Source organism: Type-E symbiont of Plautia stali, from assembly GCF_059731115.1.
This window is the reverse complement of the sequence record NZ_AP035907.1, coordinates 564,388-590,931: the sequence shown is the minus strand read 5'-3', so window position 1 is coordinate 590,931 and position 26,544 is coordinate 564,388. Positions and strand designations below refer to the sequence as shown.

The 26,544-nt window shown below is 51.6% G+C and carries 30 protein-coding genes; 15 read left to right on the top strand and 15 right to left on the bottom strand.

Translation table 11 applies throughout. The features are described from left to right. Window positions 1-573 (bottom strand): non-oxidative hydroxyarylic acid decarboxylases subunit B, encoded by a 573-nt coding sequence (locus AC6I8L_RS22680; RefSeq protein ID WP_058960937.1) that lies wholly within the window; start codon window positions 571-573, stop codon window positions 1-3. A 203-nt stretch (window positions 574-776) separates the two neighbouring features. On the opposite strand from AC6I8L_RS22680, the gene AC6I8L_RS22675 reads away from it, so the two are divergent. Both AC6I8L_RS22675 and AC6I8L_RS22670 read left to right on the top strand, forming a co-directional pair. Continuing rightward, complete coding sequence (locus tag AC6I8L_RS22675) at window positions 777-1,124, top strand: MarR family winged helix-turn-helix transcriptional regulator (protein ID WP_236699753.1); 348 nt, start codon at window positions 777-779, stop codon at window positions 1,122-1,124. 1 nt (window position 1,125) lies between these two features. Beyond that, complete coding sequence (locus AC6I8L_RS22670; RefSeq protein WP_058960935.1) at window positions 1,126-2,154, top strand: GlxA family transcriptional regulator; 1,029 nt, start codon at window positions 1,126-1,128, stop codon at window positions 2,152-2,154. Window positions 2,155-2,177: 23 nt separating this feature from the next. Here AC6I8L_RS22670 and AC6I8L_RS22665 read toward each other — a convergent pair whose 3' ends face one another. Beyond that, on the bottom strand, window positions 2,178-3,554 hold the full coding sequence (locus tag AC6I8L_RS22665; protein WP_058960934.1) for an MFS transporter: 1,377 nt from the start codon (window positions 3,552-3,554) through the stop codon (window positions 2,178-2,180). A 294-nt stretch (window positions 3,555-3,848) separates the two neighbouring features. Next, entirely contained in the window at window positions 3,849-4,763 is a 915-nt protein-coding gene (yddG, locus tag AC6I8L_RS22660; protein WP_058960933.1) for an aromatic amino acid DMT transporter YddG, read from the bottom strand. 383 nt (window positions 4,764-5,146) lie between these two features. Between yddG and AC6I8L_RS22655 the strand changes: the two genes are divergently transcribed. The 3 genes from AC6I8L_RS22655 (at window position 5,147) to AC6I8L_RS22645 (ending at window position 8,477) form a co-directional block, all read left to right on the top strand. Continuing rightward, window positions 5,147-6,046, top strand: coding sequence for a dihydrodipicolinate synthase family protein (locus AC6I8L_RS22655; RefSeq protein WP_498014758.1), 900 nt, complete (start codon window positions 5,147-5,149; stop codon window positions 6,044-6,046). Window positions 6,047-6,055: 9 nt separating this feature from the next. Further along, window positions 6,056-7,552 carry an aldehyde dehydrogenase gene (locus AC6I8L_RS22650; protein ID WP_058960932.1) on the top strand — a complete coding sequence of 499 codons (1,497 nt, stop codon included), beginning with the start codon at window positions 6,056-6,058 and terminating at the stop codon, window positions 7,550-7,552. A 202-nt stretch (window positions 7,553-7,754) separates the two neighbouring features. Next, complete coding sequence (locus tag AC6I8L_RS22645; RefSeq protein ID WP_182057531.1) at window positions 7,755-8,477, top strand: GntR family transcriptional regulator; 723 nt, start codon at window positions 7,755-7,757, stop codon at window positions 8,475-8,477. An 81-nt stretch (window positions 8,478-8,558) separates the two neighbouring features. Here AC6I8L_RS22645 and AC6I8L_RS22640 read toward each other — a convergent pair whose 3' ends face one another. After that, window positions 8,559-8,804 (bottom strand): DUF2543 family protein, encoded by a 246-nt coding sequence (locus AC6I8L_RS22640; protein WP_058960931.1) that lies wholly within the window; start codon window positions 8,802-8,804, stop codon window positions 8,559-8,561. Window positions 8,805-8,817: 13 nt separating this feature from the next. Then, a complete protein-coding gene (locus AC6I8L_RS22635) occupies window positions 8,818-9,300 on the bottom strand; it encodes a cold-shock protein (protein ID WP_064511353.1) in 483 nt (160 codons plus the stop codon). Between the two features lie 202 nt (window positions 9,301-9,502). On the opposite strand from AC6I8L_RS22635, the gene AC6I8L_RS22630 reads away from it, so the two are divergent. Further along, on the top strand, window positions 9,503-10,201 hold the full coding sequence (locus tag AC6I8L_RS22630; protein ID WP_058960930.1) for an RluA family pseudouridine synthase: 699 nt from the start codon (window positions 9,503-9,505) through the stop codon (window positions 10,199-10,201). 15 nt (window positions 10,202-10,216) lie between these two features. Here AC6I8L_RS22630 and AC6I8L_RS22625 read toward each other — a convergent pair whose 3' ends face one another. From AC6I8L_RS22625 to AC6I8L_RS22605, 5 genes are all read right to left on the bottom strand, one after another. After that, window positions 10,217-10,756, bottom strand: a complete 540-nt coding sequence (locus AC6I8L_RS22625; RefSeq protein ID WP_058960929.1) for a DUF2058 domain-containing protein — start codon at window positions 10,754-10,756, stop codon at window positions 10,217-10,219. Window positions 10,757-10,850: 94 nt separating this feature from the next. After that, the gene (locus tag AC6I8L_RS22620) at window positions 10,851-11,201 is read right to left on the bottom strand and encodes a DUF1304 domain-containing protein (protein WP_058960928.1); all 351 of its coding nucleotides are present in this window, start codon (window positions 11,199-11,201) and stop codon (window positions 10,851-10,853) included. A gap of 60 nt (window positions 11,202-11,261) precedes the next feature. Beyond that, on the bottom strand, window positions 11,262-11,531 hold the full coding sequence (locus tag AC6I8L_RS22615) for a hypothetical protein (protein WP_479403173.1): 270 nt from the start codon (window positions 11,529-11,531) through the stop codon (window positions 11,262-11,264). Window positions 11,532-11,595: 64 nt separating this feature from the next. Then, window positions 11,596-12,021: a GNAT family N-acetyltransferase gene (locus AC6I8L_RS22610; RefSeq protein WP_058960926.1), complete on the bottom strand. Its 426-nt coding sequence runs from the start codon at window positions 12,019-12,021 to the stop codon at window positions 11,596-11,598. Window positions 12,022-12,143: 122 nt separating this feature from the next. Continuing rightward, window positions 12,144-13,355, bottom strand: coding sequence for an MFS transporter (locus AC6I8L_RS22605; RefSeq protein ID WP_058960925.1), 1,212 nt, complete (start codon window positions 13,353-13,355; stop codon window positions 12,144-12,146). 92 nt (window positions 13,356-13,447) lie between these two features. Between AC6I8L_RS22605 and AC6I8L_RS22600 the strand changes: the two genes are divergently transcribed. Continuing rightward, on the top strand, window positions 13,448-14,341 hold the full coding sequence (locus tag AC6I8L_RS22600) for a LysR family transcriptional regulator (protein WP_058960924.1): 894 nt from the start codon (window positions 13,448-13,450) through the stop codon (window positions 14,339-14,341). A gap of 97 nt (window positions 14,342-14,438) precedes the next feature. Beyond that, window positions 14,439-14,786, top strand: a complete 348-nt coding sequence (gene yajD, locus AC6I8L_RS22595; RefSeq protein WP_058960923.1) for an HNH nuclease YajD — start codon at window positions 14,439-14,441, stop codon at window positions 14,784-14,786. A 63-nt stretch (window positions 14,787-14,849) separates the two neighbouring features. Here yajD and AC6I8L_RS22590 read toward each other — a convergent pair whose 3' ends face one another. Next, window positions 14,850-15,521: a DUF3313 domain-containing protein gene (locus AC6I8L_RS22590; RefSeq protein WP_153012305.1), complete on the bottom strand. Its 672-nt coding sequence runs from the start codon at window positions 15,519-15,521 to the stop codon at window positions 14,850-14,852. Window positions 15,522-15,693: 172 nt separating this feature from the next. Here AC6I8L_RS22590 and AC6I8L_RS22585 point away from each other — a divergent pair, with 172 nt between their 5' ends. Next, window positions 15,694-15,915, top strand: a complete 222-nt coding sequence (locus AC6I8L_RS22585) for a hypothetical protein (RefSeq protein WP_058960922.1) — start codon at window positions 15,694-15,696, stop codon at window positions 15,913-15,915. On the opposite strand, the gene AC6I8L_RS22580 is transcribed toward AC6I8L_RS22585, so the two are convergent. Continuing rightward, complete coding sequence (locus tag AC6I8L_RS22580; protein WP_058960921.1) at window positions 15,903-16,523, bottom strand: TetR/AcrR family transcriptional regulator; 621 nt, start codon at window positions 16,521-16,523, stop codon at window positions 15,903-15,905. The genes AC6I8L_RS22585 and AC6I8L_RS22580 overlap by 13 nt on opposite strands. Window positions 16,524-16,623: 100 nt before the next feature. After that, complete coding sequence (locus AC6I8L_RS22575; RefSeq protein WP_058960920.1) at window positions 16,624-17,496, bottom strand: EamA family transporter; 873 nt, start codon at window positions 17,494-17,496, stop codon at window positions 16,624-16,626. A gap of 68 nt (window positions 17,497-17,564) precedes the next feature. Here AC6I8L_RS22575 and AC6I8L_RS22570 point away from each other — a divergent pair, with 68 nt between their 5' ends. Together AC6I8L_RS22570 and AC6I8L_RS22565 are read left to right on the top strand one after the other, a co-directional pair. Continuing rightward, on the top strand, window positions 17,565-18,086 hold the full coding sequence (locus tag AC6I8L_RS22570) for a MarR family winged helix-turn-helix transcriptional regulator (protein WP_058960919.1): 522 nt from the start codon (window positions 17,565-17,567) through the stop codon (window positions 18,084-18,086). Window positions 18,087-18,442: 356 nt separating this feature from the next. Continuing rightward, the gene (locus tag AC6I8L_RS22565) at window positions 18,443-19,762 is read left to right on the top strand and encodes an NAD(P)/FAD-dependent oxidoreductase (RefSeq protein ID WP_058961007.1); all 1,320 of its coding nucleotides are present in this window, start codon (window positions 18,443-18,445) and stop codon (window positions 19,760-19,762) included. A gap of 47 nt (window positions 19,763-19,809) precedes the next feature. On the opposite strand, the gene AC6I8L_RS22560 is transcribed toward AC6I8L_RS22565, so the two are convergent. Next, entirely contained in the window at window positions 19,810-20,661 is an 852-nt protein-coding gene (locus AC6I8L_RS22560) for a Vmh family MBL fold metallo-hydrolase (protein WP_058960918.1), read from the bottom strand. Between the two features lie 120 nt (window positions 20,662-20,781). On the opposite strand from AC6I8L_RS22560, the gene AC6I8L_RS22555 reads away from it, so the two are divergent. Continuing rightward, window positions 20,782-21,660: a LysR family transcriptional regulator gene (locus tag AC6I8L_RS22555; RefSeq protein WP_058960917.1), complete on the top strand. Its 879-nt coding sequence runs from the start codon at window positions 20,782-20,784 to the stop codon at window positions 21,658-21,660. Between the two features lie 108 nt (window positions 21,661-21,768). Then, window positions 21,769-22,920, top strand: coding sequence for a dienelactone hydrolase family protein (locus AC6I8L_RS22550; protein WP_058960916.1), 1,152 nt, complete (start codon window positions 21,769-21,771; stop codon window positions 22,918-22,920). Window positions 22,921-22,924: 4 nt separating this feature from the next. On the opposite strand, the gene AC6I8L_RS22545 is transcribed toward AC6I8L_RS22550, so the two are convergent. Continuing rightward, window positions 22,925-23,899 carry an AEC family transporter gene (locus AC6I8L_RS22545; RefSeq protein WP_058960915.1) on the bottom strand — a complete coding sequence of 325 codons (975 nt, stop codon included), beginning with the start codon at window positions 23,897-23,899 and terminating at the stop codon, window positions 22,925-22,927. 166 nt (window positions 23,900-24,065) lie between these two features. On the opposite strand from AC6I8L_RS22545, the gene AC6I8L_RS22540 reads away from it, so the two are divergent. Continuing rightward, complete coding sequence (locus AC6I8L_RS22540) at window positions 24,066-24,878, top strand: LysR family transcriptional regulator (RefSeq protein WP_479403306.1); 813 nt, start codon at window positions 24,066-24,068, stop codon at window positions 24,876-24,878. Window positions 24,879-25,192: 314 nt separating this feature from the next. After that, a complete protein-coding gene (locus tag AC6I8L_RS22535) occupies window positions 25,193-26,530 on the top strand; it encodes a DUF4105 domain-containing protein (protein WP_058961326.1) in 1,338 nt (445 codons plus the stop codon). Window positions 26,531-26,544 lie beyond the last annotated feature (14 nt).

Sequence of the window (26,544 nt, the reverse complement as noted above, 5' to 3'; positions counted from 1 at the left end):
TTAAGCCAGGGTAGATCGTGGACCCGTCCAGCGATGGGTAATGTCGTTATCCAGGCCGAACTGATCAAGAATGCGAGAAACGGTGTGGTTAATGATGTCGTCAACGGACTGCGGGTTGTTGTAGAAGGCAGGCATTGGCGGCAGCATCAACGCGCCCGCGCGAGTGAGCGCCAGCATGTTTTCCAGATGAATGGCGTTGAGCGGGGCTTCGCGAGGCACCAGCACCAGCTTGCGTTGCTCCTTGAGCGTCACGTCAGCAGCGCGTGTGATGAGGCCGTCGCCGTAACCGCTGCGAATCCCGGCCAGGGTTTTCATGCTGCACGGCACCACGATCATGCCATCCACGCGAAATGATCCGCTGGAGATGGCCGCAGCCTGATCGTGTTCGCTGTAAGTCCTGATCGCGAGGGCAGCGACCTCCTGTACACTGTAAGATGTTTCCATTTGAATGGTGGCGCGCGCCCATTTGGAGATGACTAAATGGGTTTCGACTTCAAGTTCACGCAACGCAGACAGCACTCGGACGCCGATTGCTGCACCCGTTGCGCCAGTCATCCCGATAACTAGCTTCATATGTATCCCGAATTATTATATAGTTTAAGTTCAAACTGTTTGTGTTCGAACTATAAGTTCGACGATTTAAGGAGTCAAGTGCACCGATGTCACAAAATCCTGACTTAATTCTTGCCGCCCCCTTGTGGCCGCACGGCGATTGTTCGTTAATGCACCTTGTAAGGCGTGCCGGACAACACTCGACTTTTTGCTGGTCTCAATGTGTGGATACCGGCCTGTCAGCCGTGCAATACGCGATTCTGGTGGTATTGGCTGAGGAGTCAGCCTGTGATCAGCAAACGCTGGGTCAGCGTGCCGGGTTTGATAAAGCCACCGGCACCTATGTTATTGATCGCATGAATAAAAGTGGTTTGCTGAATGTAGTGACAGATGTGAACAACCGTCGTCGTAAACGGGTGTCGATGACCGCAGAAGGGGAAGTGATGCTGAATCGCATGATTGAGCAGGCAAAAAGCGCGGAAAAGATGATCACCACCGGCCTCGACAGCCAGGATATCGCCGATTTGAAGCGCTTATTAAGCAAACTGGGTGGATTGCAGGAACCTGAATAACATGCCGCAAACAGCTTTCGCCGAGCAACCTGGCGAACCGAAACCGGATCTCACCATCGGCTTTTTGCTGATGAAAAGTTTTACCCTGGCCTCTGTCGCGGGGCTGGTAGAGTCACTGCGTTTTGCGGCAGACGAATCGTTTACCAGTCGCCAAATCTTTTGCCGCTGGGAGTGGATGACCTGTGATAACCAGCCGATCACGGCCAGCTGCGGATTACCGGTTTCGCCAACAGCTGACCTCGATTTCACCAAACGCTGGGATTATTTTGTCGTGGCGGGAGGATTGCTGGAAGAAACGCGCCAGTCGCCTCCGTGGCTATTACAGGCGTTACGCGACTTGCATGCGCGAAATATTCCGATCATCACGCTGTGTAGCGGCGCTTTTGTCGCAGGCAACGCAGGCCTGCTGGATGGACGGCATTGCGCGATTCATTTCACCACGCGCGATGAATTTCGTCTGCGATTCCCGAAAGCGATTCCGGTTATCGACAAGACCTATATCAAGGATGGCGGCATCATTTCCTGCCCCGGTGGCACGGCGATCGATCTCGCTGCCGATCTGATCCGCCAGCATTGTGGGCTGGTGCGTTCACAGAAAGTCTTAAAGTATTTGCTGGTGGAAGAACCCGCTGCACCGATCAAAAAGACACAGCAAAAGAACACGCTTAACGAGCCGGATGTGTATGAAAACGAGCTGGTGAATAAGGTCATCGAATTTATGAAACATCATCTCGATTCACCGGTTCCACTGGCCGATGTGGCTGAATTTGCAGGCGTTACCTTCCGTCAGCTCAACTTGATTTTCACTAAATGCACTGGCCATTCGGCTGCCGTTTACTGGCGGCGTATGCGTCTGGAGCAGGCGCGCAAGCTGATGGCGGATTCCAGTAACAGCATCAATGCGATTGCCACCGCGACGGGATTTGCCGATGCCTCACATTTGATTGCCTGGTTCCGTAAGCAGTATGGCGAAACGCCCAGCTCGTTTCGTAAACGGCGGCGTGTGGTGGAGAGATTGGTTAAGGAGTAGGGGCCGAAATGGCCCCTTTTTACTTAGTGCGAATGCTTAGAGAGTTTGCCAGAAACGGATGGTGCTGGGCTTTCTTCCTCCAGTGAGGCTGCATCATCCAGATTGCGCGATGCGGTTTCTGGTGCCAGGAACCACGACACGATCAGGCCGATAAACGTAATGCCTGCAGCAATGTACATCGTGGAACCAATGCCGATGGTTTGCAGTGAAATCGGCACCAGATATGTTCCCACCGCCGCGCCAATGCGCGACATTGAGGTGCCAATGCCGACGGCTCCGGCGCGAATTTCAGTCGGGAAGATCTCATTTGGATAGACCAGCTGCAGCACCTGCGCGCCGCCGATAAACAGGGCGTAAGCACCAAACATCAGCAGGATGATCATTGAAGGACCATCACGCAAGGCACCGAGTAACAGCAGTGCCAGACCTGACCACAAGAAACTGTGCAACAGCAACTTACGGCGTCCCAGTGAGTTCACCAAACGCGTGCCGATCATGCAGCCCACCACGAACAACAGAGTAATCGCGATGGAACCGTATGATGCCCAATCACCACTGAGATGTAGCGCCTGCAAAACTTTGGGTGCAAAGGCGTATACGGCGAACACCGGAATAACCGAGCAGGTCCAGAAAATGGTCACAAACGCCATGCGTTTGCCATAGCCAGAATGCAGCAAGCTACCAAATGACAGGTGATTGTTTTCAGGTTGTGCGGGCAGGTTTTTTAGACTAAAACGGTCGCCATAGACGCGGCGGATAACAGCTTCTGCTTCCTGATGTCGTCCTTTGCTAATCAGCCAGCGCGGTGATTCAGGTGTGCCCATTCTGACAATGAAGAGCAGCGCGCCGATGACTGCCGTGCTCGCCAGCGTATAACGCCATGCTTCTACACCGCCAAAATTCAGCAAAGCTTCACCCACCAGATACGCGGTGGCCGCCCCGGCAAACCACAGAATGGTGAGCGTGGCGAGGCAGGGACCGCGCGACTTCTTCGGCATAAACTCAACCAGAAAAGCGGTAGCAACCGGGTATTCAATGCCCACTGCGACGCCCGTCATAAAGCGTAAGGCAAAGAGCGTTTCTCCGCTTTGTACCCAAAACTGCGCCAGCGAACAGACAATAAAGAGGGTGGGGCCGACGAAGTAGATCATGCGGCGACCCAGGCGATCGGTCAGTACGCCACCCATGAAGCCACCAAAGAAAATCCCGATCAGGGCGGAAGCCGCAATCAGACCTTCCCATAATGGGCTGAGACCCAAGGCCGGCGACACTTTCGTCATGGCTATACCAATAATACTGAGCACATAGCCATCGACGAAAGAGCCGCCGCCTGAGCGCACCGTTAATAAGCGGTGGAAACGGCTGATAGGAACATCTTCAACAGACATGTTATTGGACATGTTTTACTCCTGTTTCTTTTCGGCGTGAGGGAACTTCACTACGCCAATGCGACTGAATTAAGCACAATCTGCGATGGGTGCTTAACATCATCAGGACGCCAGATAAATTTAAACCTGTAGCGGTGATTAAAATGTTATTCAGAACAGAAATTAAAAAAGAAGTGCGTCGATAACGCTAACGGGATTGTTTCATATATCATTTCCTCCGGTGCAGGATAGTCGGATAAATACAACTGAGAGCTTTATCATTTTGATGTGGCTTTTTTGCGGGAGGCGACCATGCCTCCCGAAGCATTATTCAGAAATCTTACTGCTGACACTTTTGGTGGCAACGGTACGTGTTGACCACCAGCAGACTAATGACCCAAGACTGACCATCGCCGTGCCTTGCCAAAACGACAGGGTAAGGTGCGAACTGAGAATAAAGGCCGCTAAAATCGACGAAATGATCGGGATAAAGTAAGACGCGGCAGCTAATACCGTTACATTGCCATGCAAAATGCCGACGTTCCACGCCGCGTAACCGAATCCCATCGCCATCGCCGCCAGCGCCAGTGAAATCCACGTATTAAAAGAGGGTGCAAATTCGGGTTGCGGCGAAATAAGGTATTTAACCAATAATGTTAATGCTGTTAAAACAAAGAACAGCGTAATACCGTTATTACCGTTGGCAATTCTTTTGGTGACCACGCAATAAATGGCCCAAATGATGGCGCCGGTAAATGCCATGCCATAGCTTAACGGGTTTTCCATTATATTGCTCGTCATCTCACTGAGCGAAAACCCTTGATCACCACCCAGTACGCGGCATATTCCTGCCACGGCTAAAATCACGCCCGGAATAATCAGCGGGCTGACTTTTTGCCGGTTAACAATCACCGCCAGCACAATCGTCATACTTGGCCATAGATAATTCACCATGCCCACTTCAATTGCCTGCCGTCCGCTATGGGTAAATCCGAGTGAGAGCGACAGGCAAAGTTCGTAGCAGACAAACAGCACGCTGCCGATAATCACATAACGGCGGGGGAATTTTTTCAGGTTGGGAAATCCGACGCTGAACAGCAGCAATATGGCACTGCAGCTGTAGATCAACGCCGCTCCAGCGATCGGACCGAAGCCTTCGCTGACACTTTTGATTAATCCAACAATCGCGCTCCATAACAGGATGGCAATCAAACCTATGAGCGTCGCTTTCTTTTGGGGCATCACCCGCTACCTCTTCTACACAATGTTCACCTGAAATGCCGGTGCAAGCTAACCTGTTAAATTCAGGTTAAAACCAGCATAAAACTATGCCGCCTGACGCGCAGTGTAAATACGTCAGAGGGGACGATAGTTGTGGAATGTGATCGTTATCTGAATTCATTTAGAAAATTATTACGTCACTAAAAATAATTTAAATTGTTGATTAATAGTGAATATAAGTTAATTCCTGGTAGGAATGTTCCATCTGATAGTATTTCCTTTGTATTTTTCACGTATACAAAAAACTTATCCCGATTGACCTCTCTCCATGCGATATGCAAATTGTTAACAAACGCAACCATACGGCGTTGCATTTGGTCCTGAATTCACCTGGAGATTTCGTGATGACATTTGAAGGTATCTACACCCCGGCAATTACCCCTTACGCAGCAGATGGCAGCGTTGATTTCGCGGCGTTCGCCAACGTCCTCGAATCGCTGATCGAAGCGCGCGTGCACGGCATTATCATCGGTGGATCAACCGGTGAGTATTATGCACAAAGCGCAGAAGAGCGTCTGTCTCTGGTTGAACATGCATGTAAAGTGATTGGCAATCGTCTGCCACTGATTGTGGGTACCGGCGCGATTCGCACTGAAGACGCGGTGGCTTTCGCAACCCACGCTCGTGAGCATAAAGCCGATGCCATTTTGGTGACGTCACCGCCGTATGCGCTGCCAACCGAACTGGAAAACGCCCACCATGCGCTGACTGTCGACAAGGCCGCTCAGCTGCCGATCATGCTGTACAACTATCCGGGCCGTATGGGCATCTCCATGGGAGAAACTTACTTCCGCGAAGTGAGCCGTTCGAAAAATGTGGTGGCGATTAAAGAGAGTTCAGGCGACTTCAACAATCTGCATCTGCTGGCCTGTCAATTCCCGAACATCGCGCTTTCTTGTGGTTGGGATGATCAGGCGCTGGAGTTCTTCGCCTGGGGCGCGCGTAGCTGGGTGTGTGCGGGCTCTAACTTCATTCCACGTGAGCACGTCGCGTTGTACAACGCCTGCGTCGTGGAAAAAGATTTTGATAAAGGACGTAAGATCATGGCTGCGATGATGCCACTGATGAACTTCCTGGATGGCGGAAAATTTGTCCAGTCCATTAAGTACGGTTCAGAACTGGCAGGATTGAAAGCAGGCCCGGTGCGCGCACCACTGCAGGGACTGGAAGAAGATGAGAAAGCGCAGTTGCAGGCCGTGATCGACGGTGTGAAACGCAATGTGGCAGCCGTTGCAGTGCTTTAAGGAGTGCGCATGAAACAGGTACAAACGCTGAGCGATGTGGTGAACGTGGCGCGAGAACTGCGGTTCCCGGATCAGGCGTTCATTAACGGACGTTTTACTGCGGCGGTCTCCGGCAAAACACTGGAAACCACCAATCCTGCGACGGGTGAGATTCTGACGCACATCGCTGCTTGTGAAAGCGCGGATGTGAACCTGGCGGTACAGGGCGCACGCAGTGCCTTTGAAGCCGGCAGCTGGAGCCAGCTTCATCCCGGCGAGCGCAAAGCCGTACTACTCAAGCTGGCTGACTTACTGGAAAACGAAGTCACGCAACTGGCGGTAATGGAAAGCCTCGACAGCGGCAAACCGGTTAGCGAATGCCTGGCAGTCGACGTGCCAGAGACGATTCACGTGATTCGCTGGCATGCTGAAGCCATCGACAAGCTGTACGACCAGACCGCGCCAACCGGCAACGGGGCGATGGCGATGATCGTTCGTGAGCCGATTGGTGTGGTGGGCTGCGTGCTGCCATGGAATTTCCCGCTGCTGATGCTGGCGTGGAAAATCGGCCCAGCGCTGGCTGCTGGCTGCTCGGTGATTGTGAAGCCGGCGGAGCAAACTTCGCTAACGGCATTGCGCGTGGCTGAACTGGCGCATGAAGCGGGTATTCCAGCCGGCGTGCTCAACATCGTCACCGGTACCGGGAAAGAGGTGGGGGAACCCATCGGCCTGCATCCTGATATTGATATGGTGAGCTTCACCGGTTCAACGGCGACCGGACGCCGTTTCCTGCACTATTCCGCGGAATCGAATCTGAAGAAGATTGTGCTGGAATGCGGCGGGAAAAACCCGGCGCTGGTGTTCGATGATGCCGAAGATCTGGCCAGCGTTGCCGCCAATGTGTTAAACGGCGCATTCTGGAATATGGGTGAAAACTGTTCTGCAACTTCCCGACTGCTGGTGCAGGAAGGGGTTAAGGATAAATTACTCGCTCAGATCGCGGAGCAGATCGGTGAATGGCGTATGGGCAATCCGCTGGATCCAGAGAATCGTCTGGGCACCATGATCACCACCGATCATTTCTGCAAAGTCAGTGACTATCTGAAAACCGCGCGCAAAGAAGGATTACGCATCATTCAGGGCGGATTCACCGATCGCGGTATTTACGTGCAGCCGACCATTGTGGATGGCGTGACGCCGAAAAGCGCACTGTTCCGCGAGGAGATCTTCGGGCCGGTGCTGTGTGTCACCACCTTTAAAACGGAAACCGAAGCCATTGCACTGGCAAATGACACTGATTACGGTCTGGCGGCATCGGTTTACACTGGCAAACTAAGCCGTGCTATTCGCGTATCACGTGCAGTGCGTGCGGGAACGGTGACGGTTAACTGTTTCGGTGAAGGTGATGCAACCACGCCATTTGGTGGTTATAAACAGTCTGGTTTTGGTGGACGTGATAAATCTGTATACGCACTTGATCAGTACACCGAGCTGAAAACCATCTGGATTGATGTGCCTGCTGAGTAAGCTTAATGCCCGCCACGGATGGCGGGTATGCCCTGGATATAGGATAATTCTCTGCAGATGACGACTCGTTTTTTCTTCTGTAACTCCTTGTAATATCATCATTCCCTTTTCTGTGATCCACCGCAGAATGCAAAAAATATCCCATAATTATTTTTGCTGTATACACACTTTTTCTGTAGGTTAAGCAGGAATCGCATGCGGAATGTCATCACAGGAGGTCACTTTGAGATCGGGAAAAGCAGCGTTATACGAAGATTTAAAACGCCTAATTTTGACCATGGAACTGGACCCAGACGAGTTGCTGGATGAAGCCAGCCTGACGGGACAATACGGTTTATCTCGCACGCCTGTGCGTGAAGTTTTCCAGCGACTGGCAGGAGAGGGTTACTTAGAAATCGTCGAAAAACGCGGCGTGCGCGTCATCCCGATGAGCCATTCCACATTGCGCAATTTCTTCCTCGTCGCACCGATGATTTACGCCGCTACCGGTCGCCTGGCGGTACAGAATTTTAAACCTTCCCAGCTGAAATCGCTGAAAGAGACGCAAAAGCGCTTCCGTAAAGCGGTGCAGACGCGTGATGCCGAAGCGCTGGCACTGGAGAACAATCGTTTCCATGAGATCATGGGCGAGATGGCTGCCAATCCCTATTTACAGCCTAGCCTGGGGCGCTTACTGATCGACCATTGCCGCATCGGCCACACCTTCTTCCGCCCGCAAAATGAAGACATGGAACGGCGCCTGCAGCTAGCCGCCGAACATCACGATGCCTTTATCAGCGCGATTGAAGCGCGAGATGAGCAGAAGGTGGTGGATCTGGTGTTCGAACATTGGGAACTGTCACGCGAAAATATGGAGATCTTTATCGCGCCGCAGGGGTTAAAAGCGGACGATCTGGTGCAGTCACCGGAAGGGGATAAGCTGTAGTTTCAGGGTTGTCGATTTTGATACGATAAGGCGGCCTTTTGACCGCCTTGAAATGCGCAGAGTATTTTTAAACAACAGGGCTTACTCGTTGCCCCACTCATTCAAAAAATTGGCAATCTCATCGATTCGCACCGCTTGAATACCCGCTTCACGGGCCATCTCTTGCTGCGACTCTTCGCTAATCTCTTCGTTATTGCTAAGACGAGTCAGTAACAGCTGGAAGTAGTGCGCCAGTGCATCGAGTTCTGCTTCGCTCACATCGTGTTCAGATTCCGAAGCGTATTCTTCAGCAATGTCATAATACTTCAGTGGAATATTGTTATTCATTATCAGCTCCCCTTTAAACTTTGAGCATTTTCACTGCGGCATCAATGTCGATCTCATCTTCAGTAAAGATCAGCGTCGTCCCCTGGAAAGTGGTCACCGCCAGTTTTTTCACTGAGCGCATTTCATCAGGCTTTACGTCTGTCTTGGGTTTGATGTTGTTCATCAGAAGGCCCACCGACAGTACGGTGTTTTCTTTATCAATGCGGGTATCAACCGGCTCTTCTTCACTGTAAACCACGAAGGATTTAATCGATGTGAGCTTCAGACGCTCACCGGCGATAAAGATGTATTTGCTGTCCGGTATCACTTTCACCGAAAAGGCCGATAAACCTTTGTTATTGGTGGTCGGTTCGAACGTCACTGCCGCGTCTTTTTTAATCAGATCAGGGTTGGCGACCTTAATCACATGGAAATAACGGTTGTCTCCGTTTTCATCTTTGATAAATCCAAAACCTTTGTCTTCAAACCAGGTTGTGATCGTTCCGTTCATCGCCATTACCGCCTACTTAATCGTTAATCTAATCAGTTTTTTGCAGCGCGCAGTGTAAAGCACATTGCCTGCGCAGACTACGCCTTTGCTGTAAGTCTGGACGATAAATTTCTGCTGTGCGAGCGCGAGCCTGTGAGAAGAGGGCAAAATTCGTCAGCCCGATGAAAATTGGTTATCATCCGCACCCACTTCCCAGCCTGGCAGTCCGATGTCCACCATTAACGATACCTTTATAGCTCCGCCGTGTTCTGAAGAGATCTCGATTCACTATCAGGATGAGCATCTGGTATTGATCGATAAACCCACGGGGCTGCTCAGCCTTTCAGGTAAAAATCCGCAAAATCTGGATTCCGTACACCATCGGTTGGTGAAGTTGTTCCCCGGCTGCACCTTAGTGCATCGCCTCGATTTCGGGACATCCGGATTAATGGTGGTGGCGCGCAACAAAGCGATCAACGCTCTGTTGTGCCAGCAGTTTAGCCAGCGCAGCGTGACTAAAGTCTACACGGCGCTATTATGCGGGCATCTCAACCACGATGAAGGGGTGATTGACGCCGCGATAGCAAAAGACCCGGCGCTGTTTCCGTTGATGTCGATTTGTGCCGAGACGGGGAAGCCTGCGCGTTCGCGCTATCAGGTAATAGAACGGTTAACTCGTGAAGGGGATAATGGCGTGGTATTGCCGGTTACGCGGGTGCAGCTATTGCCAGAGACGGGCCGCACCCATCAATTGCGTATCCATTGCCAGCAATTGGGCCATCCGATTCTTGGCTGTGATCTGTATGGAGGATTGCTGCAGCCGGGTACGGAAAAAACACCCCGGCTGATGCTGCACGCCAGTGAATTGCATTTTGTCCATCCCATTAGCGGGGAGAACATCACTGCGCGTCATGCCAGCCCGTTTTGACACGGGCGGCATGTATTACCACATCAAATCATCAGGCACTTTGAAGTCTGCATACGGATCGTCTTCATCCTGCTCTTCCTGACTCAATGCACTGTTCAATACAATGCTATCTGCGTCACGCTGCGCAATTTTATCAGCCACGCTGGCGGGAATAATCGCGTATTTGCTTTCGCCACTGCTATCCGCCGCCAGGCGCGCAATTGCCAGACGGCCGTTGATCAACTGTGTTTGCGTGGTTTTATCCACGGCGATTTTTTTGATTAAGTTGTTATCGGTGAAGTTGAAATCAATCGTCCCTTTGGCAACGGTGATCGCGTTCATTTCGATCAGTTGCTTAACCTGCGCTTTGTACTCTTTGGACAAAGTGGCTTGCTTCTGCTGCTCACTTAGCTGCTTATCACGCTCAATTTGCGCTTTTTTATTCTCTTCCACCGCTTCGCGCGCTTCACGTGCCTGCACACGAGACTTCTTGGCAGTGCGCTGCACTTTGGCCATTTTCTTGGTGGAAACTAATCCAGCTTTGAGCATCTGCTCTTGTAAGGTGAGTTTTGTCATCTTCGTCTCTAAAATCCGTTAAAACCTGGCCGGATTATACCTGTAATACGAAGGCTGATCACGGCGAGGTTCGAGATCCTGATAAATCGTCGTATCAGCGCAGGAGTACTGCGATCAAGGCAATCAGAGCTGGAAGGGCCTGCACGTAAAGAATTTTCCGGCTGGCGGTCATCGCGCCGAAGATTCCGGCAATCAACACACAGATGAGGAAAAACAGAGTGACAGGCACTCCGTTTTCTCCCAGCCATAACCCCCAGAGTAAACCCGCCGCCAGAAAGCCGTTATAAAGGCCTTGATTGGCCGCGAGCACACGGGTTTCGCGCGCAAAGTCGACGCTGAGTTTGAAGGCTTTCCGGCCCGTTTTCGTCTCCCACAGAAACATTTCCAGCACCAGAATGTAGATGTGAATCACGGCGACGAGAGCAACAAGGATATTGGCTAACACGGAATTCCTTAATTGAGCGTTCTTAAAATGTATGGAAAGTTTAAGCCAGATTAGCGCCGGTTATTTTTTCCGGAAAAAAAGATTAGCGATAGCAGTTAATATCCCAATGAATGGCATCGTGATAGCCCCCGCTCGAAAATTATGCTGATCTATGTGTTTTTCTTTACGGATGTCATTAAAACGTGAAAGTGCTGCCTTTTCATCGGCCGCGCTGACTTCTTCAAACTGTTTTTCGAATCCCTGACGGGTTAACAGAGTAGCTCCTTTAATGTCTGACTTTCGCAGCGCCACGATCTGATTTCCTTTTTTATAAAAAAAATATTCAGGCATTCGATATTCCTTATCAAAAGAGGTAACAGCAACTTATCAGCAGTCGCGAATGTGTACCAATCTTCTAAAGCGTTTTTTTCATGAAAATGCGACTTGCGCCTGCCGGTAGGCAGGCAATGCGGCCAAACTCCTCCCAGCCGTGTTTTTTATAAAACTCAGGAGCCTGAAAACTAATGGTATAGAGAAAAGCTGAAATGCAGCCTCGATTTCTGCCTTCTTCTTCAGCATGTGTAAGAAGTTTTTCTCCTAAACCTTTCGATCTCAGTTCTGAGGGTAAATAAACAAGGTCGATAAACAGTATCCCAAGATAGGTACGCCCGAGTATTCCTCCCAAGACCTCTTGCGTTTCATTGCAACGTATTACCACTGATAGCGGCAAATGGTCATTGTAACCTGTCATATCCGTATTAAATGCCGTCAGCCCAGCATCAATGGGTTGTAAATGTTCTGGCTCGATAACGGCGGATACTTTAACTGAAAAATTTTCCATATATCACCTGATAGGTCAGTTTAAATGCCTTTTAATTTGATGGTCTGGCCCGAACCAGAAAAAAGAAACGGTCAGGGCCTTGCGGTAAAGTTTTCTTCTAGAAGCAAAGATTGCCAGTTCAGTTATCTTACCGACTCTTTTAACCTTATGACCAGAACAACGCTTGCCAGGATGATACCCGATGCAACCAGAACCATCTCTTTCAAGCCCACAGCGGATAACAACATGCCACCGACCAGCGCACCCGTTCCAATAGCTGCATTGAAAATCGCAACATAGATTGCTGACGCAGGTTGCGTAGCATCAGCGGCACTGCGTAGCAGCCAGGTTTGTAGTCCTACGAAAACAATGGCGATACCTGCACCCCAAATGGCGAGTAAAGTGCCAGTCATTGTGACGGGTAGTGATGCGATAAAAGGCATGCCCAGCACGGACATTGAGAGCGAAGATAATATCAGTGAGCCGATGATGAGTTTTTTAAGATGTAGGTCAATCAGTTTACCCGCGACGATATTGCCGCCCAATCCCGACAGGCCTGAAACCAGTAACAGCAGGGAAACAGAGGTTGACGGCACACTCAGCTCTTTAGTTAGTAAAGGCTCAAGATAAGTAAAAGCGGCGAAGTGGGCTGTGATGATGCAAGCTGTAGCAGCATAGAGTGATAGTAAAATTGGATTTTTGACAATACGGTAATAAATACTGACGGATAGGGTGCCAGGTGCTTTCAAGCCAGGAAGCGTCCATAACAGGGCGCAAGCTGTCGCGAGAGAAAGCATTGAAATGGCCATAAATGCGGTTCTCCAACCAGATAAGTCGGCAATCAAACTCGATAATGGCACCCCCAGTACGCTGGCTGCAGAAACACCGCCAAAAACCACAGACGTTGCTAGCCCCAGCTTTTCAACAGGGACGAGTTGAGCGGCTACTGTTCCGATTAACGCCCAGAACGCCCCATGTGCGAGTGCACCGACCATGCGAGCACTCATAAAGGTGTTCATCGTAGTAGCATGAGTCGCCGCCATGCAGGAAAGCGCCAGAATGAGCATCAGCCCCACCAGCAGGCCTTTCCGGGAAATTGTTGTGGGTATTGCCCCGGATAACAGGGCTGCCACAGCAGCAACCCAGCCATAAGCCATTACCACCCGGCCAGTACCTGCTTCGGTCTGATGAAGATCGGCTGCCAGTGAACTCAGCATGCCAACCGGCGCAAGCTCACTGGTGACGATGGAAAATGCGCTTACGCCTAATGCTATAACGGCTAACCATGTGCGCGATGACGTTGAATTTTGAGTCAGTGCAGTGTTGTTCGTGGAACTCAATTTTCGTGATTGCATATTTATCTCCTGTGTTGAGCTGCAGTATCATCTTCTCTAAATTGATAAAAAAGACACGAAAACGGAGAGCCGTTTTCCATAAATGGAAAATCATGAAAACTGAGTTCAACTGGGATGACGCAAGAATTTTTCTGGCTATAGCACGCGCGGGCACGTTAAGCGGTGCGGCAAATGCAATGGACATGGGCATAGCAACGGTGTCGAGAAGACTGGACAGACTCGAACAGACTTTGGCTATGCCGCTGTTTAGCCGACACCAGAATGGGTATCGACTTACCGATGATGGTGAAGCCATGTTGGAAAGAGCAGAGGCTTTGGAACATGCCGTCATTGCATTTGGCGAAACGGCTAAACTTCAGGGGAGCGTTTCGGGGCTCGTTAGGTTGGCGACATCAGATAATCTGGCCACACATTTTATCCTGCCTTCGCTACCTGTATTGTTGGAAACTCATGCGGACCTTCGGATAGAGGTGCTAAGCGGCATTCAATCTCTCAACCTGCATCGCCGTGATGCCGATTTGGCCATCAGAATGGTTAAACCTGATGCAGGAAATTTAACTTTAAAGCGTATCGGTACAGTAGGATTTGGCGTGTACGGTTCTCAGCCTTATCTCGATGCAATAAGCGTTAAGGGCGTTGGCTTTTCGCTTAGTGATGCGCAGTATGTAGGTTGGTCTGAATCTCATCAGCAGCTACCCGCGGCAAAGTGGATCAGCCGAACACTTCGAGGAAGGCCTTGTAAAATTGAAGCCAATACGCTGGTTGCGCAGGTTGCTTCGGTTTCCGCTGGCCTGGGTTTGGGCGTTTTACCGCATTTTATGGCGCGCCAGAAGGGGCTTAAATGTATCGATTTGGACATCGACGTCGAACAAGGTTTATGGCTGGTGATGCATACCGATTTAGCGGGTTCCAGACGTGTCAGAGCAGTCGCTGATCATCTAATCGCACTGTTCGAGGTTAATCAGCATTCACTGCAGCAACCCTGAAACAGCACGGCGAAATCAGCACACGCCTGGCGAAGGTTTTGCGCTATATTGGCAGCACTAACACCCGAATATCTCTGCGAAACAGGTAACATTGGCAATGGCTCTGATCCCGAAAAACTATGCACGGCTGGAAAGCGGCTACCGTGAGAAAGCATTAAAAATCTATCCTTGGGTTTGTGGACGCTGCTCACGTGAATTTGTTTACTCCAACCTGCGTGAACTCACCGTGCATCATATCGATCACGATCATACTAACAACCCGGAAGATGGCAGTAACTGGGAATTGTTGTGTCTCTTTTGTCACGACCATGAGCACTCTAAGTACACCGAAGCTGACATATACGGCACCCGAGTGGTGGCCGGGGAAGATGCGCAGAACGATGTAGAAGCAGCAACCTATAATCCCTTTGCTGATTTAAAATCGATGTTAAATAAGAAGAAATAATCGGCACTGATCATTGATGCTGCCAGCATGCCGAACAGAGGCTGGCAGCCTTTACCGTTTGATTTACTGGCGTAACTTCTCTAAAAGTTGCTCAGCCCCTTTATCAATTCCTGTCTCTGCTGCACTAAGTGAACCAAAAGTCGCACCCACGTTCATCGCATTTGGATATTGTTCCGCAACGTACGCCAGTAAGAGTTCATTCGATCCCGCATCTTTCACCTCCACGGCGAAATTCACGTAGCCACTCATCAAGCCACGCCCTCCACGTACCGACTGAACGATATTGTAAGGGCCGCCGGCTAAATCAAACTTTGTGAATGTACCAATCACTTGCGGCGTGGTATCGGCGCCGGTCAGCGTCAGTTTCAATTTGAGCGCAGGAGCCGCCCCGGCAGGGGGATTGGTGATGAATTTCTCCGCTAGCACGTCTTCAAACTTCTTACGCATATATTCAGCGAGTTGACGACGATCATCCACAGACAAGTCATTGAATTGCGCATCATTGCCGCTGTAAATGTCGACCGGTTCAATGCTGATACTGCGATATTTGCTCCAGTCTACGGGAGCGGCATAACGAAAGGGAATGCGATCGCTATCGTCAGACGTATTCGGCGACATGCGTGATGCTGACGCGATACCAGCATATTTCACCGGGCTGGTGGAGGAACAACCGACAGCGGTAAAAGCGGCCGCTAATACAAGGCTACGACACAACGGGCTGAACAAACGACTCATCTTGATACTCTCCGATAGAAGACATAAATGAACTGTACGGTTTAGTTAATATCAGTTAGCATAAATCTGTCAAGAAGAGGTTTCAGGGTGTGACATCGTGATGCGGGGGCAGAGAGGTGAATGAAAGACGTTCGTTAGTGTCGAGTGAAAGGTTTACCGGAGACCTGGTGGAATGATGGCCGGATTTGCGGCAATTGTATTTTTGCTCATCCGCGCCATCCGCAATCTCGTGGAGTTAATTTATCTATGGCAATCAAGCATAAAACAAAGCCGTTTTTATGCGGTCAGGGTTTGGGGGGCGCGCCGCAAACCCTTAGTGATGCTGCTGATTATCGACACCATTGTGGTGGTGGCGCTTATTTGCATTCTGTCAGCCAGAATTCAGATGTTGTGAGCAGCACCTCTGAGGAACAACGAAACGGCGTTTTGCACCATAGTCGTCACCTCACTTTTGGTATAATTCGGCAACGTTCGCTGAAGGAATAATTCATCGACTTCAGCTTTTACTAAAGCTGAAAATTGTTTGGCGCGTAAGGCTGGTGTGCCGCCAATTAATTCCCCGCTGGCGACGTGATGCTCCATTACCGCCGTCAGGGCGTTCATACTCTCACGTACCCCGGACTCATGAAAAAGCACGCCGATATCGGAATGGCCCGCTTCACCGACCACCATTCTGTACAACTGCAGAGCCTTCCAGTCTGATGTCAGCGCGCCCAGCATACCTTCACCAAAACGCTGCAACTTCTCACTTAACAACAGGGATTGAGTCTCCGGGTGGTTAAGTTCATCAGCCGCACGCATCAGAAAATTTGTACTAAAACATCTGACAACGGCTTCAAACAGGCTCTCTTTAGAAGCGAAGTAATTATAGAGTGTCGCCTTCGAGCAACCGGCCTGCTTTGCTACGCCATCCATTGAGGCTCGCTCATATCCTTGTTCCAGGAACACGGCTGAAGCGGCGTTGATAATGTCAGTTCTCTTTTGTTCGGTTAGCGTGCGCATCACTCTCTCCTCTGTCGGCGATAAATATTAACAAAACCGGCTGGTTCATTAAAGGAGAGAGGATGGTGGATTCGACGTCTGGAAAATGTCGAGTGAAACCTTAACTGCCACGAAGGGATGTGCGCTGCACGAGCAACACGCTGATTAAAACGATGACCAGTCCGACAAAAGCCGTACCGCTCATCACCTGAGATAGCACTATCCAGCCGAGCAGCACGGCGGTGATCGGGCTGAGTAATCCGAGCGATGCCACCGCAACGCTGGGCAGGCGGCCAATTCCCCTGAACCATAACCCATATGCCACGAATGCACCGGCCAGGGAGAGATAGGCATAAGCCGCCCACTGCGGCAGCGTCAGTGTGGGCAGTGGGGCGTCGATCAACCACGCTGCGGGTAGCAACATTATTCCACCCAGTATCAGCTGCCAGCCAGTGAGGTCCATCACCGGCAAATCCATTTTCCAGCGGCGTGTCAGCCATACGCCTGTGGCCATACAGGTCGCGCCCAACAACGCTGCCACAATGCCGACGGGTTCGAACACCGTTTGTGGAGAGAGTAATAGCAAGGCCATACCGACAACCCCGGCCAGCGCTGCCCATAAAGTGATTCTTGCTGGCGCCCGATGTTCAACTCCCCATGCCAGTAACATCACCAGCAGCGGTTGTATCGCGCCTAAGACGGCAGCAAGCCCGCCAGGCAGTCGATAGGCAGCGACAAACAACAGCGCCTGGAAAACACCGATATTCAGCGCACTAAGAATAATGAGCCGTCCAATATCGCGGCTGGCGGGCAGGCGACGAGTGAACAGCAACAACAATACCCCTGCCGGAAGTACCCGAATCAGCGCCGCCGTAAAAGGACGGTCGGGTGGCAGAAATTGTGTTGTGACGATGTAGGTCGATCCCCAGATAGCCGGGGCCAGGGCAGTCAATATCACATCACGCCAGTACGAAAGTGAGAAAGAGGATTGCATCATTTTGCCTTTATCTTCAATTCAAGATAAAATTAGTGTGTCCACCTATTACCTTGAAGTCAAGATAAATGAATAATCTATCTGAAACCCGATCTGATGCCGTCGATCTCATCCTTCAGCAGTGGCAGCGCGAGCGGCCAGATTTAGACTGCAGCCCGATGGGGCCGATTGGACGTCTCAAGCGTTGCACGGCGCTGATTGAACAGCGACTTGAAGAGGCCTTTGCCGAGTTTGAATTGAGCATGTGGGAGTTTGATATGCTGGCAACGCTGCGCCGTGCCGGAGCACCTTACAGTCTGAGTCCCACCGAGTTGTTTTCGACGCTAATGGTCACCTCGGGCACCATGACCCATCGCCTAAAACGTCTTGAATCCAGAGGGCTGATTACCCGACAGGTAAATGCAGAGGATGCACGAAGCATGCTGGTGCAATTAAGTCAGGACGGGCTGGCGTTAATCGACCGTGCGGTAGAAAAACACGTTGATAACGAAAGAAAGATTTTGTCTGGGCTCTCTCCTGAAGTGCTGATGGCACTGGATAGCCACCTGTCGGGCTTGCTGCAATCGCTTGAAGGATCCCATCAGCGCTAGTTGCCCCATTCTCACGCGTCAGCGTTGTGACGTCGTAATGAGTATTCCCCCTTTCAGGCCACCAAATTTATTTCAGGTCCGGTGCTGTGGCGTAAGTTGAGCACACCGGATCCCTCTAACACTTTCATGCCAATCCCCGCGCCTGAACCCCCGATTTTTTGCGATCCATAACACAATCGTATCGTGAACATATTGACAACATTTCATGAGATTCAGTAAAACTTTATACATCAGGTATACATGATAAATACCCGTGAAATGCATTAAATACTTACGCTTTACACCGCTAAAAAACCCTACGTTGTACGGGCAATCCGCCAGTACAAACAATGAAAACGTGTATTGGAGTAACGGAATTGCAAAAGATCACCTCACTGCCTGCCGATGATTCGATGCCGGGTTGGTTTCATACCAGTGCCGCTCGTACGCCACGCCCGGCGCATATTGGTCAGAAAAAAGTACGCTTCGCGATTGTGGGGGCGGGCTTAACAGGTCTGGCAGCTGCGCGACAATTAGCGCTCAATTTCCCCAATGATGAAGTGGTGCTGATTGAGGCGCAGGAAGTGGGATATGGATCGGCAGGACGTAACGCCGGTTTTGCCATCGATGTACCGCATGATATCGGCGCGAAGGATTATATTGGCGACGTCACCATTGCGAATAAAGTCCTCAAGCTGAATACATTAGGGCAAAACTATCTGCGTCAGATTGTGCAGGAACACGGCATCGAATGTCAGATGACCGAATCCGGTAAATATCAGGCATCAGTCGGTGAGCAGGGCACAGCGATTCTCGAAGCCTATCATAGCGGATTGGCAAAGATCGGGCGCGAATCCGAAATGATCTCGGGTAAAGATCTACCGGATCACATTGGCACTTCTTATTACAAGCAGGCGCTGTTTATTCCCGGCACCATCTTGTTGCAGCCTTCAGCATTGGTAAAAGGTCTGGCGGATAATCTGCCCGCGAACGTCACGCTGTACGAGTACACACCCATCACGTCGATTGACTACGGTGACAAAGTGACGTTGGTGCATGACAAAGGGAGCATCACCGCTGATACGTTGATCCTGGCTAATAACGGTTTTGCGTCGCACTTTGGTTTCCTGCAGCGCCGTTTGCTACCGACTTTCCTTTACGGCAGCCTGTCACGTCAGTTGACTGAAGAAGAGCAGGCACGATTGGGTGGCAAAGCGGTGTGGGGGGTGATTCCGGCGCATCCGTTTGGCAGCACCATTCGTCGTACAGTGGATAATCGTATTCTGGTGCGTAACAGTTTTAGTTTCCACCCGGATGGACGACCGCGCGAGAAATACCTTAAGCAGTATCTGGAAAACCATCGCAAATCGTTTGAACGCCGTTTCCCAATGCTGCCGCAGGTGGATTTTGAATACACCTGGAGCGGCGCGATTTGCCTGTCGGAAAACCACGAAGGCTTCTTTGGCAAACTGGCACCGAATGTTTATGGTGCGCTGTGCTGTAACGGATTAGGCATAACGCGCGGCACGGCAACCGGCAAATTGATTGCCGATATGATCGCAGGTGAGAAAAACGAACTGATCGATTTCCTCACCCAATCACCGGGTCCAAACCGCACGCCAGCTGAGCCTTTCCTGTCGATTGGCGTGAACTCGGTGTTGAGGTGGGGCCAATACCGCGCGGGCATGGAAGTTTAAGAAGGATATCGCCGCCATCACTAATGGCGGCTTTTACCCTTGGCTGCCTACCACTTCATCTCGCCAGTATTAACTTTCGCACTCAGCTCCAGTGAACTCTCATCCGGCAAATTCGGATAGGCTTTTTTCATCGCTTCAATCACTTCTGCTGACCCTTTGTGCTGCTGAAGTGCTTTTTCAAAGGTTTGCAGATAATCAAGGGTAAATGTCACCGCGCCATCGCCCGCCGGACGAGCGCCAATGTAGTGTCCTGGAATCACGACTTTCGGCTTAAGCTGCTGAATTTCTTTGAGCACGCTGCGCCACTGCTCACGGCTGGCTGGCGTTTGCGTATCTGCGGTCCAGACGTGGATGCCCGCTGCCACGGCGGTGCCACCCAGCACGGCCTTATTGGCTGGGATCCACAGATAAGCGGATTTATCCCCCGCATGGCGCAGTTCAATACGTTCACCATCCACGCTAAACGAAGTCTGATGGGTGGTCTGTGGTACATAAAGTTGGGTAGGCGCACCACCCGGCATTTTCGGGCCCCAATACGCTAACTTGGCGGCTTTAGTGGCTTCGATATGCTCAACCACTGTTGGTGCTGCGACAATTTTCACCTGAGGGAAAGCTTTGACGATGGGCTCCAGTCCAAAGTAGAAGTCAGGGTCACCTGAGGTAATCAGGATTTGTGTGAGTTTTTTACCGCTGGATTTGATCATCTCCACCAGTTTCTCGCCATCTTTCGGGCTGAACTGTGCATCGACCAGCAGCGCTTCATGTGGCCCGGTAATCAGCGTTGACGATACCGGAAACACCCCTTGTTCCTGTGGATTGTAAACTGCCAATTGCAATGGGGCAGCAAACGCCGGGCCGGCTGCCAGTGCGAGCACCAACGTCAGTGACTTCATCTTCATCTCATTTTCCTTTCAGTGCCAACATGGCTGGTAAGCACATCATTGTAAGGATTTTGCTGTCTGCTAGAATTCCCGCAAATAGAGATGATCAGTTTCATAAAACGATCAGATGGAGAGCAGATGGACAGAGTCACAGCCGCTTCAGTATTTAATCGCATTTGCGAATTAGGCAGCCTGAGCGCCGCAGCGCGGGCGCTGGATATCTCCCGGCCGATGGTCAGCCGTTATCTGGATGAAATGGAGAAATGGGCAGGCGCACGTTTACTACACCGTTCATCACGTCGCCTGACCATCACCCCGGCCGGGGAAAAAGTGCTGGAAAAAACCCGCATGCTGGCACGGCTGGCCGATGAGATAACCGGACAGGGTGAACCGGGAGAACCGCAGGGCACATTGCGCGTCGCCTGTGCGCACTCCACCGCGACCCATATTCTGGGGCCGATGATCTCGGCATTTCTGGCGCGCTATCCATTGTTGCGAATTGAATTAGAAATCAACAATCAGCCGGTGAGCTTAGTGGGAGAGCGCATCGATGTAGCAGTCAGGATCACGGACAATCCGGAACCGGGCGCGATTGCCCGCCGTCTTGGCGAATGTGCTTCTGTGGTGTGCGCATCACCCGATTATTTGCGCAAGCATGGCAATCCTGAAACGCCGCAGGATTTAAGCCAGCATAATTGCCTGCACTATAGCCGCTTTGCCGGGCAGAGTTGGCAGTTCAACGATGCCAATGGCGATGCCCTGAGCACAGCCGTAAGCGGCAATTTCAGTGCCGGCATCTCATCGGTATTGTGCGATGCCGCCATCGCCGGATGTGGGCTGGCCATGGTGCCAGAAATGGAGGCGCGCGCCGGGATAGCTAACGGTCAGTTGCAATGTGTACTGCCGGACTTTACGCCGAAAACCCTCGGCATTTATGGATTGTATATGTCGCGCGAACGCCAACCCGCCGCGCTGCGACTGTTTCTTGATGCGGTGCAGCAACAGCTGGCTTCATAAAATATGGGGTTTGATCTCAAGCAGGGCGTTGTACAGGTTTTAACTCCAGATTAGGTGATAGTATCTCCCGGTAAACATCACCTGGTGTTAATAAGGGAGTATTAACTGATGCGCCGGTATTTTATCCGCAGTTTTCTCATCATCGGTCTATTGGGGAGCAGTTGCCTGAGTCTCGCCGAACAGACAGGCGGCGCTTCGCAACTCGCGGGATTGATACGTGAGCCGCTCTCATTAACCATAACCTTCCCCAACGGGCAACACGCGGTGCTGGATGCGTATGTTACACGACCCGACATACCCGGTGTATTTCCCATCGCGCTGATCACCCACGGCACCGATGGCAGCGAGCAAAGCGATCGCCAGCATCTCACGCCGAACCGTTTCTCAGCTGCCGCCATCACCTTTGCCCGACATGGTTATGCCGCTGTGGTGGTGATGCGACAGGGCTATGGTCAATCCACCGGCCGTAACGATTATCAAGGGAACAGCTGTGCCCAACCGCAGCATGCACTGGCAGGCGAGATGGCACGAAACGATATCCTTGCTGCACTGACGGCGATACGGGTACAGCCCTGGGCGGCAAAACATCAAGCGGTGCTGGTCGGCCAATCATCTGGCGGATTCAGCGTGCTCGCCGCCAGTGCCCTGAATCCACCGGGTGTACAGGCTATCATCAGCTTTTCAGGTGGACGCGGAGCCATGGGTGAAGGCCAGGTTTGTGATAAAACCTCACTGCTGGCGACGCTGAAATCTTATGGTCAAACCGCACGAATCCCAACACTCTGGCTTTACACTGCCAATGATCAGTCGTTTTCACCCCAGCTTGGCGAGGAGATGTTCAAGGCTTACCATCACGCAGAGGCTAAGGGTAAGCTGATCACTCTGCCGGCTTACGGTAACGATGGGCATGATTTACTGATTTCAGCACCGGAAGGATTCTGGTGGCGCAGCGTCTCGTCGTTTCTTAGCCAGCAACATTTGCCGAGCCATGGTGTCGTGTCCCTTGCTGAGGCCGAGCTTGCTGCACCGGCAGGATTAACGTCATCAGGTCTACAGGCTTTCAAACACTATCTGTCAGATCTCGGCTATGAGAAAGCGTTCGCGACCAACGGCGAAGGTGTGTGGGGCCGCGCGTACTGGGCTCGCACCCAGCAGGATGCGAACCATGAAGCTCTGGCAAATTGCGAGCAGTATCGTGAGAAGGAAGAGGCGGCGTGCACCATTTACGCCGCTGGAGATCAACGCTCAGCGGCGAAATGACGCGCTAGGCGATGGGCGTGACTTGCATAAAGTGCATGATCGCCACCAGTGTAACGATCGACAGCACCGTGGAGATGAGGATCGCGCCAGAAGTGATTTGCGCATCACGCCGATAATACTCAGCCAGCATAAAGGGCCCGGTGCCGGTGGGCAGTGCCGCCAGCAGAATCGCCATGTTGGTGAGATCCTGCGGCAGGTGAAACAGCCAGACGGCTAAAATCCAGGTCAGCAGCGGCTGCATCACCAGCTTGGCCACCACGACCAGGCCCACCGTGGTGAAACTCATTTTCGCCGCGGTGGGCAATTCGCTGGCTTTGGCTTTTTGTCGGCTGGCTTGAAACACCCCTAAACACACCAGCGCGCAAGGGCTGGCCGCACCGCCGAGCAGTTTCAGGAAGGTTTCAACGCTGCCGGGCATGGTCAAACCCGCGCTGGAGCAAGCTGCCCCCAACAGCGGTGAGATAATCAGCGGGTTCTTTAAAATGGCGCGCAGTACTTTAATCGCCAGTCGATGAAATTCACGTTCACTCTGCAAACCAATCTCGATCATCGCGATGGCAATCGCGAACAGGATACACGCCACCACAATAGTCGCCGTGGTGGTGGGGATCAGGCTGCTTTTACCAAAAATCAGTAACAACAGCGGAAAACCCAGATAACCGGTGTTGGGATAGGCGGCGGCAACGCCATCGACGCTGGCATCGGCAGTGGATTTGCCTTTGAATTTTTGGCAGGCAAAGACGATAACAAATGAGGCGGCGCAGGAGAGGGCAAACGCCCAGAAGAATCCCGGTTGATAAATGGTGTGCCACGGCGTGTGTGCCATGATGTCAAACAGCAGCGCAGGCAGCGCAAGCCATACCACAAATTTATTCAGTTCCGTCGCCGAGGTTGGCCCTAATACACCTAGCATGCGGCAAGCATATCCCGCCACAATTAAGCCGAAAACCGGCAAAAGAATCAGAAACGTCGCTATCATTGTGTCCTCCCAGTAAGCTGAAGGACTCTAGTGCCTTTAGTGATGCAGATCCAATAGCAAATTTGGCCGGGATTGATACGGAAAATGAATCATGCTTGATATGAAGCCGCTGCGGTACTTTATCGCGCTGGCAGAAGTGAAAAATTTCCACCGTGCCGCGTAGCGTCTGCATCTGTCACAGCCGTCCTTAAGTCGTCACATCGCTGCACTGGAAAAAGCGGTGGGTACACAGCTGGTGGAACGCAATACGCGCCAGCTAATGCTGACGCCCGCCGGTGAGAGCTTCTACCAGGATGCACGTAAGATCCTCGAATCACTCCAGCAGGCGCAACAACTGGCGCGTGACACCGCCGCGGGCAAATCGGGTTTATTGCGCGTGGGTTTCACTATGTACTCTGCACATAGCGTGATCCCGGAGTATGTGCGATTGATTCGCCATCACTTCCCCAACATTGCTCTGGAGTTGGAAGAGGCGGTCACTGAAGACCTGCCGGATAAAGTGCTGGCAGGTGAAGTCGATTTAGCGGTACTGGTGGAAGGAACTGCACGCGTGGGCATGCAGACATTGACCGTGTTAACCGAGCCTTTATGTGTGGCCATGTCGCGCACACATCCTAAAGCGAGAAGTCGGAAATTGCAGATCGAAGATCTGCGCGACGATCCTTTTGTGATGACCTCCGCCAGCGCCGGGAGCCGGTTAACCGCGGTAATTATGGATTATTGCCGGGCTCATGGTTTTGAACCTATGGTCAGTCTGCAGGTTCGTCTGCAACACACCATGCTCAGCCTGGTGAATGATGCCAGCTATGTGGCGCTGGTGCCTTCTTCGGTTCAACAACTCAAAATGGACGGCATTGTCTTCAAACCGCTGGCGGATGCGCCGCAGGTTAATCTTGCCGTTGCCTGGAGCAGCGATAACCGCAATCCCTGCCTTAACAGTTTTATAAAACTGCTGATTCAACGACACGCAGCAGTGTGAAACCTACGCCAGCCGCATAATCATCTGCGGAGCGATAACTACAATGAATTAAATCAATCAGTTAAGATGGGTTGGCCCCACGAGTCAGTGGCGGTTTCAGCCTGAAATCGCCACAAATTCAGCATTGTGTTGTTCAAAAAATAAGCCAATATTTACTTTATCGTTAAGCCAATTTTAATCTTCGCCACGTAGAGTGCCCTCACAGTCACAACCATCAGTAAACGAAGTCAGAATTGCCGAGGCGTAACAGAACTCCTGTTATTTGCCCGCGTCTATAGACCGTGCTGAGCTGTGTTATCCGCTGGAGAGTACCTTTGCTGCGACTATTATTTCTGTTGATGGGTGGACCGGCGCTAAGAGCGGGTTGGCCTTATCTGACCGGGCTGGGCCTGCTGTGTGCTGGTGCGAGTGCCGGGATCCTGATGGATCTGTTGCAACATGGAAGTTTATCGTTCCCCTTGCATGTGTTAGGGGTATTCCTTGCGGTCGAAGGGCTGGCGGAAGCGATGAGTGCAATCTATTCGCCTGCCGGCATTGCCTGGCCACCTTTGATGAAATCTGCAGGGCTGATGCTGTTTGGCCTGTTGGTATTCATTGCACCGCATGATAGCAGCCTCTGCTTCTCACTGGGTTTTGCCTTGATTTTTTTACTGGATGGCGGGTTCCGTGTCATTTCATGCAGCCTGATGCGCTGTCGGCGATGGACGCGGAAATTCAGCCTCGGATGCGCGGAAATCCTGTTCAGCCTCCTGATTGCCATCCATTGGCCGCTGGCTCCGCATGTGATCGTGCCGCTGTGTTTTGCACTTATGCTGGCGGGATGGGGCATCAATCTCTTGTTTATGGGAGCGCAAATTCATGCGCTGCCAGAGAACACCAGTGTCACCGCACTGCCTATCTTTACCCGCAAAGGGCTGCGTGCGCCGCATGGATTGAATTATGAACATCCGCCGCTGCAGGCTGGGCATACCAGTGTGCCGCTCAATGTCTACATCTGGACGCCGTTGGGTTCGGGCGATGTCGCCGGACGTCGTCCATGGTTTGACCGTTGGGTCGCAGCGATTGACCATCGCGGTGAAGTATCAACCGGCCATACATCGTTAGAGATGGGTGATGAACTCTATATCAGCCTCTACCCGGTTGATGACGTTTCACGCAGCTTGCGCGGTTTCCTGAAAACGCTGCGCGCAAAAGAGGAGTTCGACGTTGAGGGTTGTTTGCTGCCATCACTGGAAAGTGAGATCAAAAGGTGGTGTCGTCCGGATAAACGTCTGGTTCTCACGCATTACAATCAGGCAGCCTTGCGCAATTACTGGCGCGCGAATGCAACCGATACCCGCTATAACCTCACATCACGTAACTGTTCGACCAGCGTAATGCAGGCGCTGGACGTTGCTACTGAAGGCTTGTTGGGTGAACACGGTTTGAAAGGGCTTTGGGTCATCCTCAACCCCGATTTTTGGTTGTTGAGTCTGGTACGCAGCCGCGCAGAAGGCATGACGTGGACGCCAGGACTGGTGATGGATTACTGCATTTTGCTGCGCCGTGTGCTGGAAACTCAACAGCGAACCAGCCGCTATCGCAAAATTATTCATCGTTTAAGAGTCGAACTGCTCGGCGCACGCATGGTCGTGCGCAGTTTGTTACGTTGACCGTTTTTGAACAG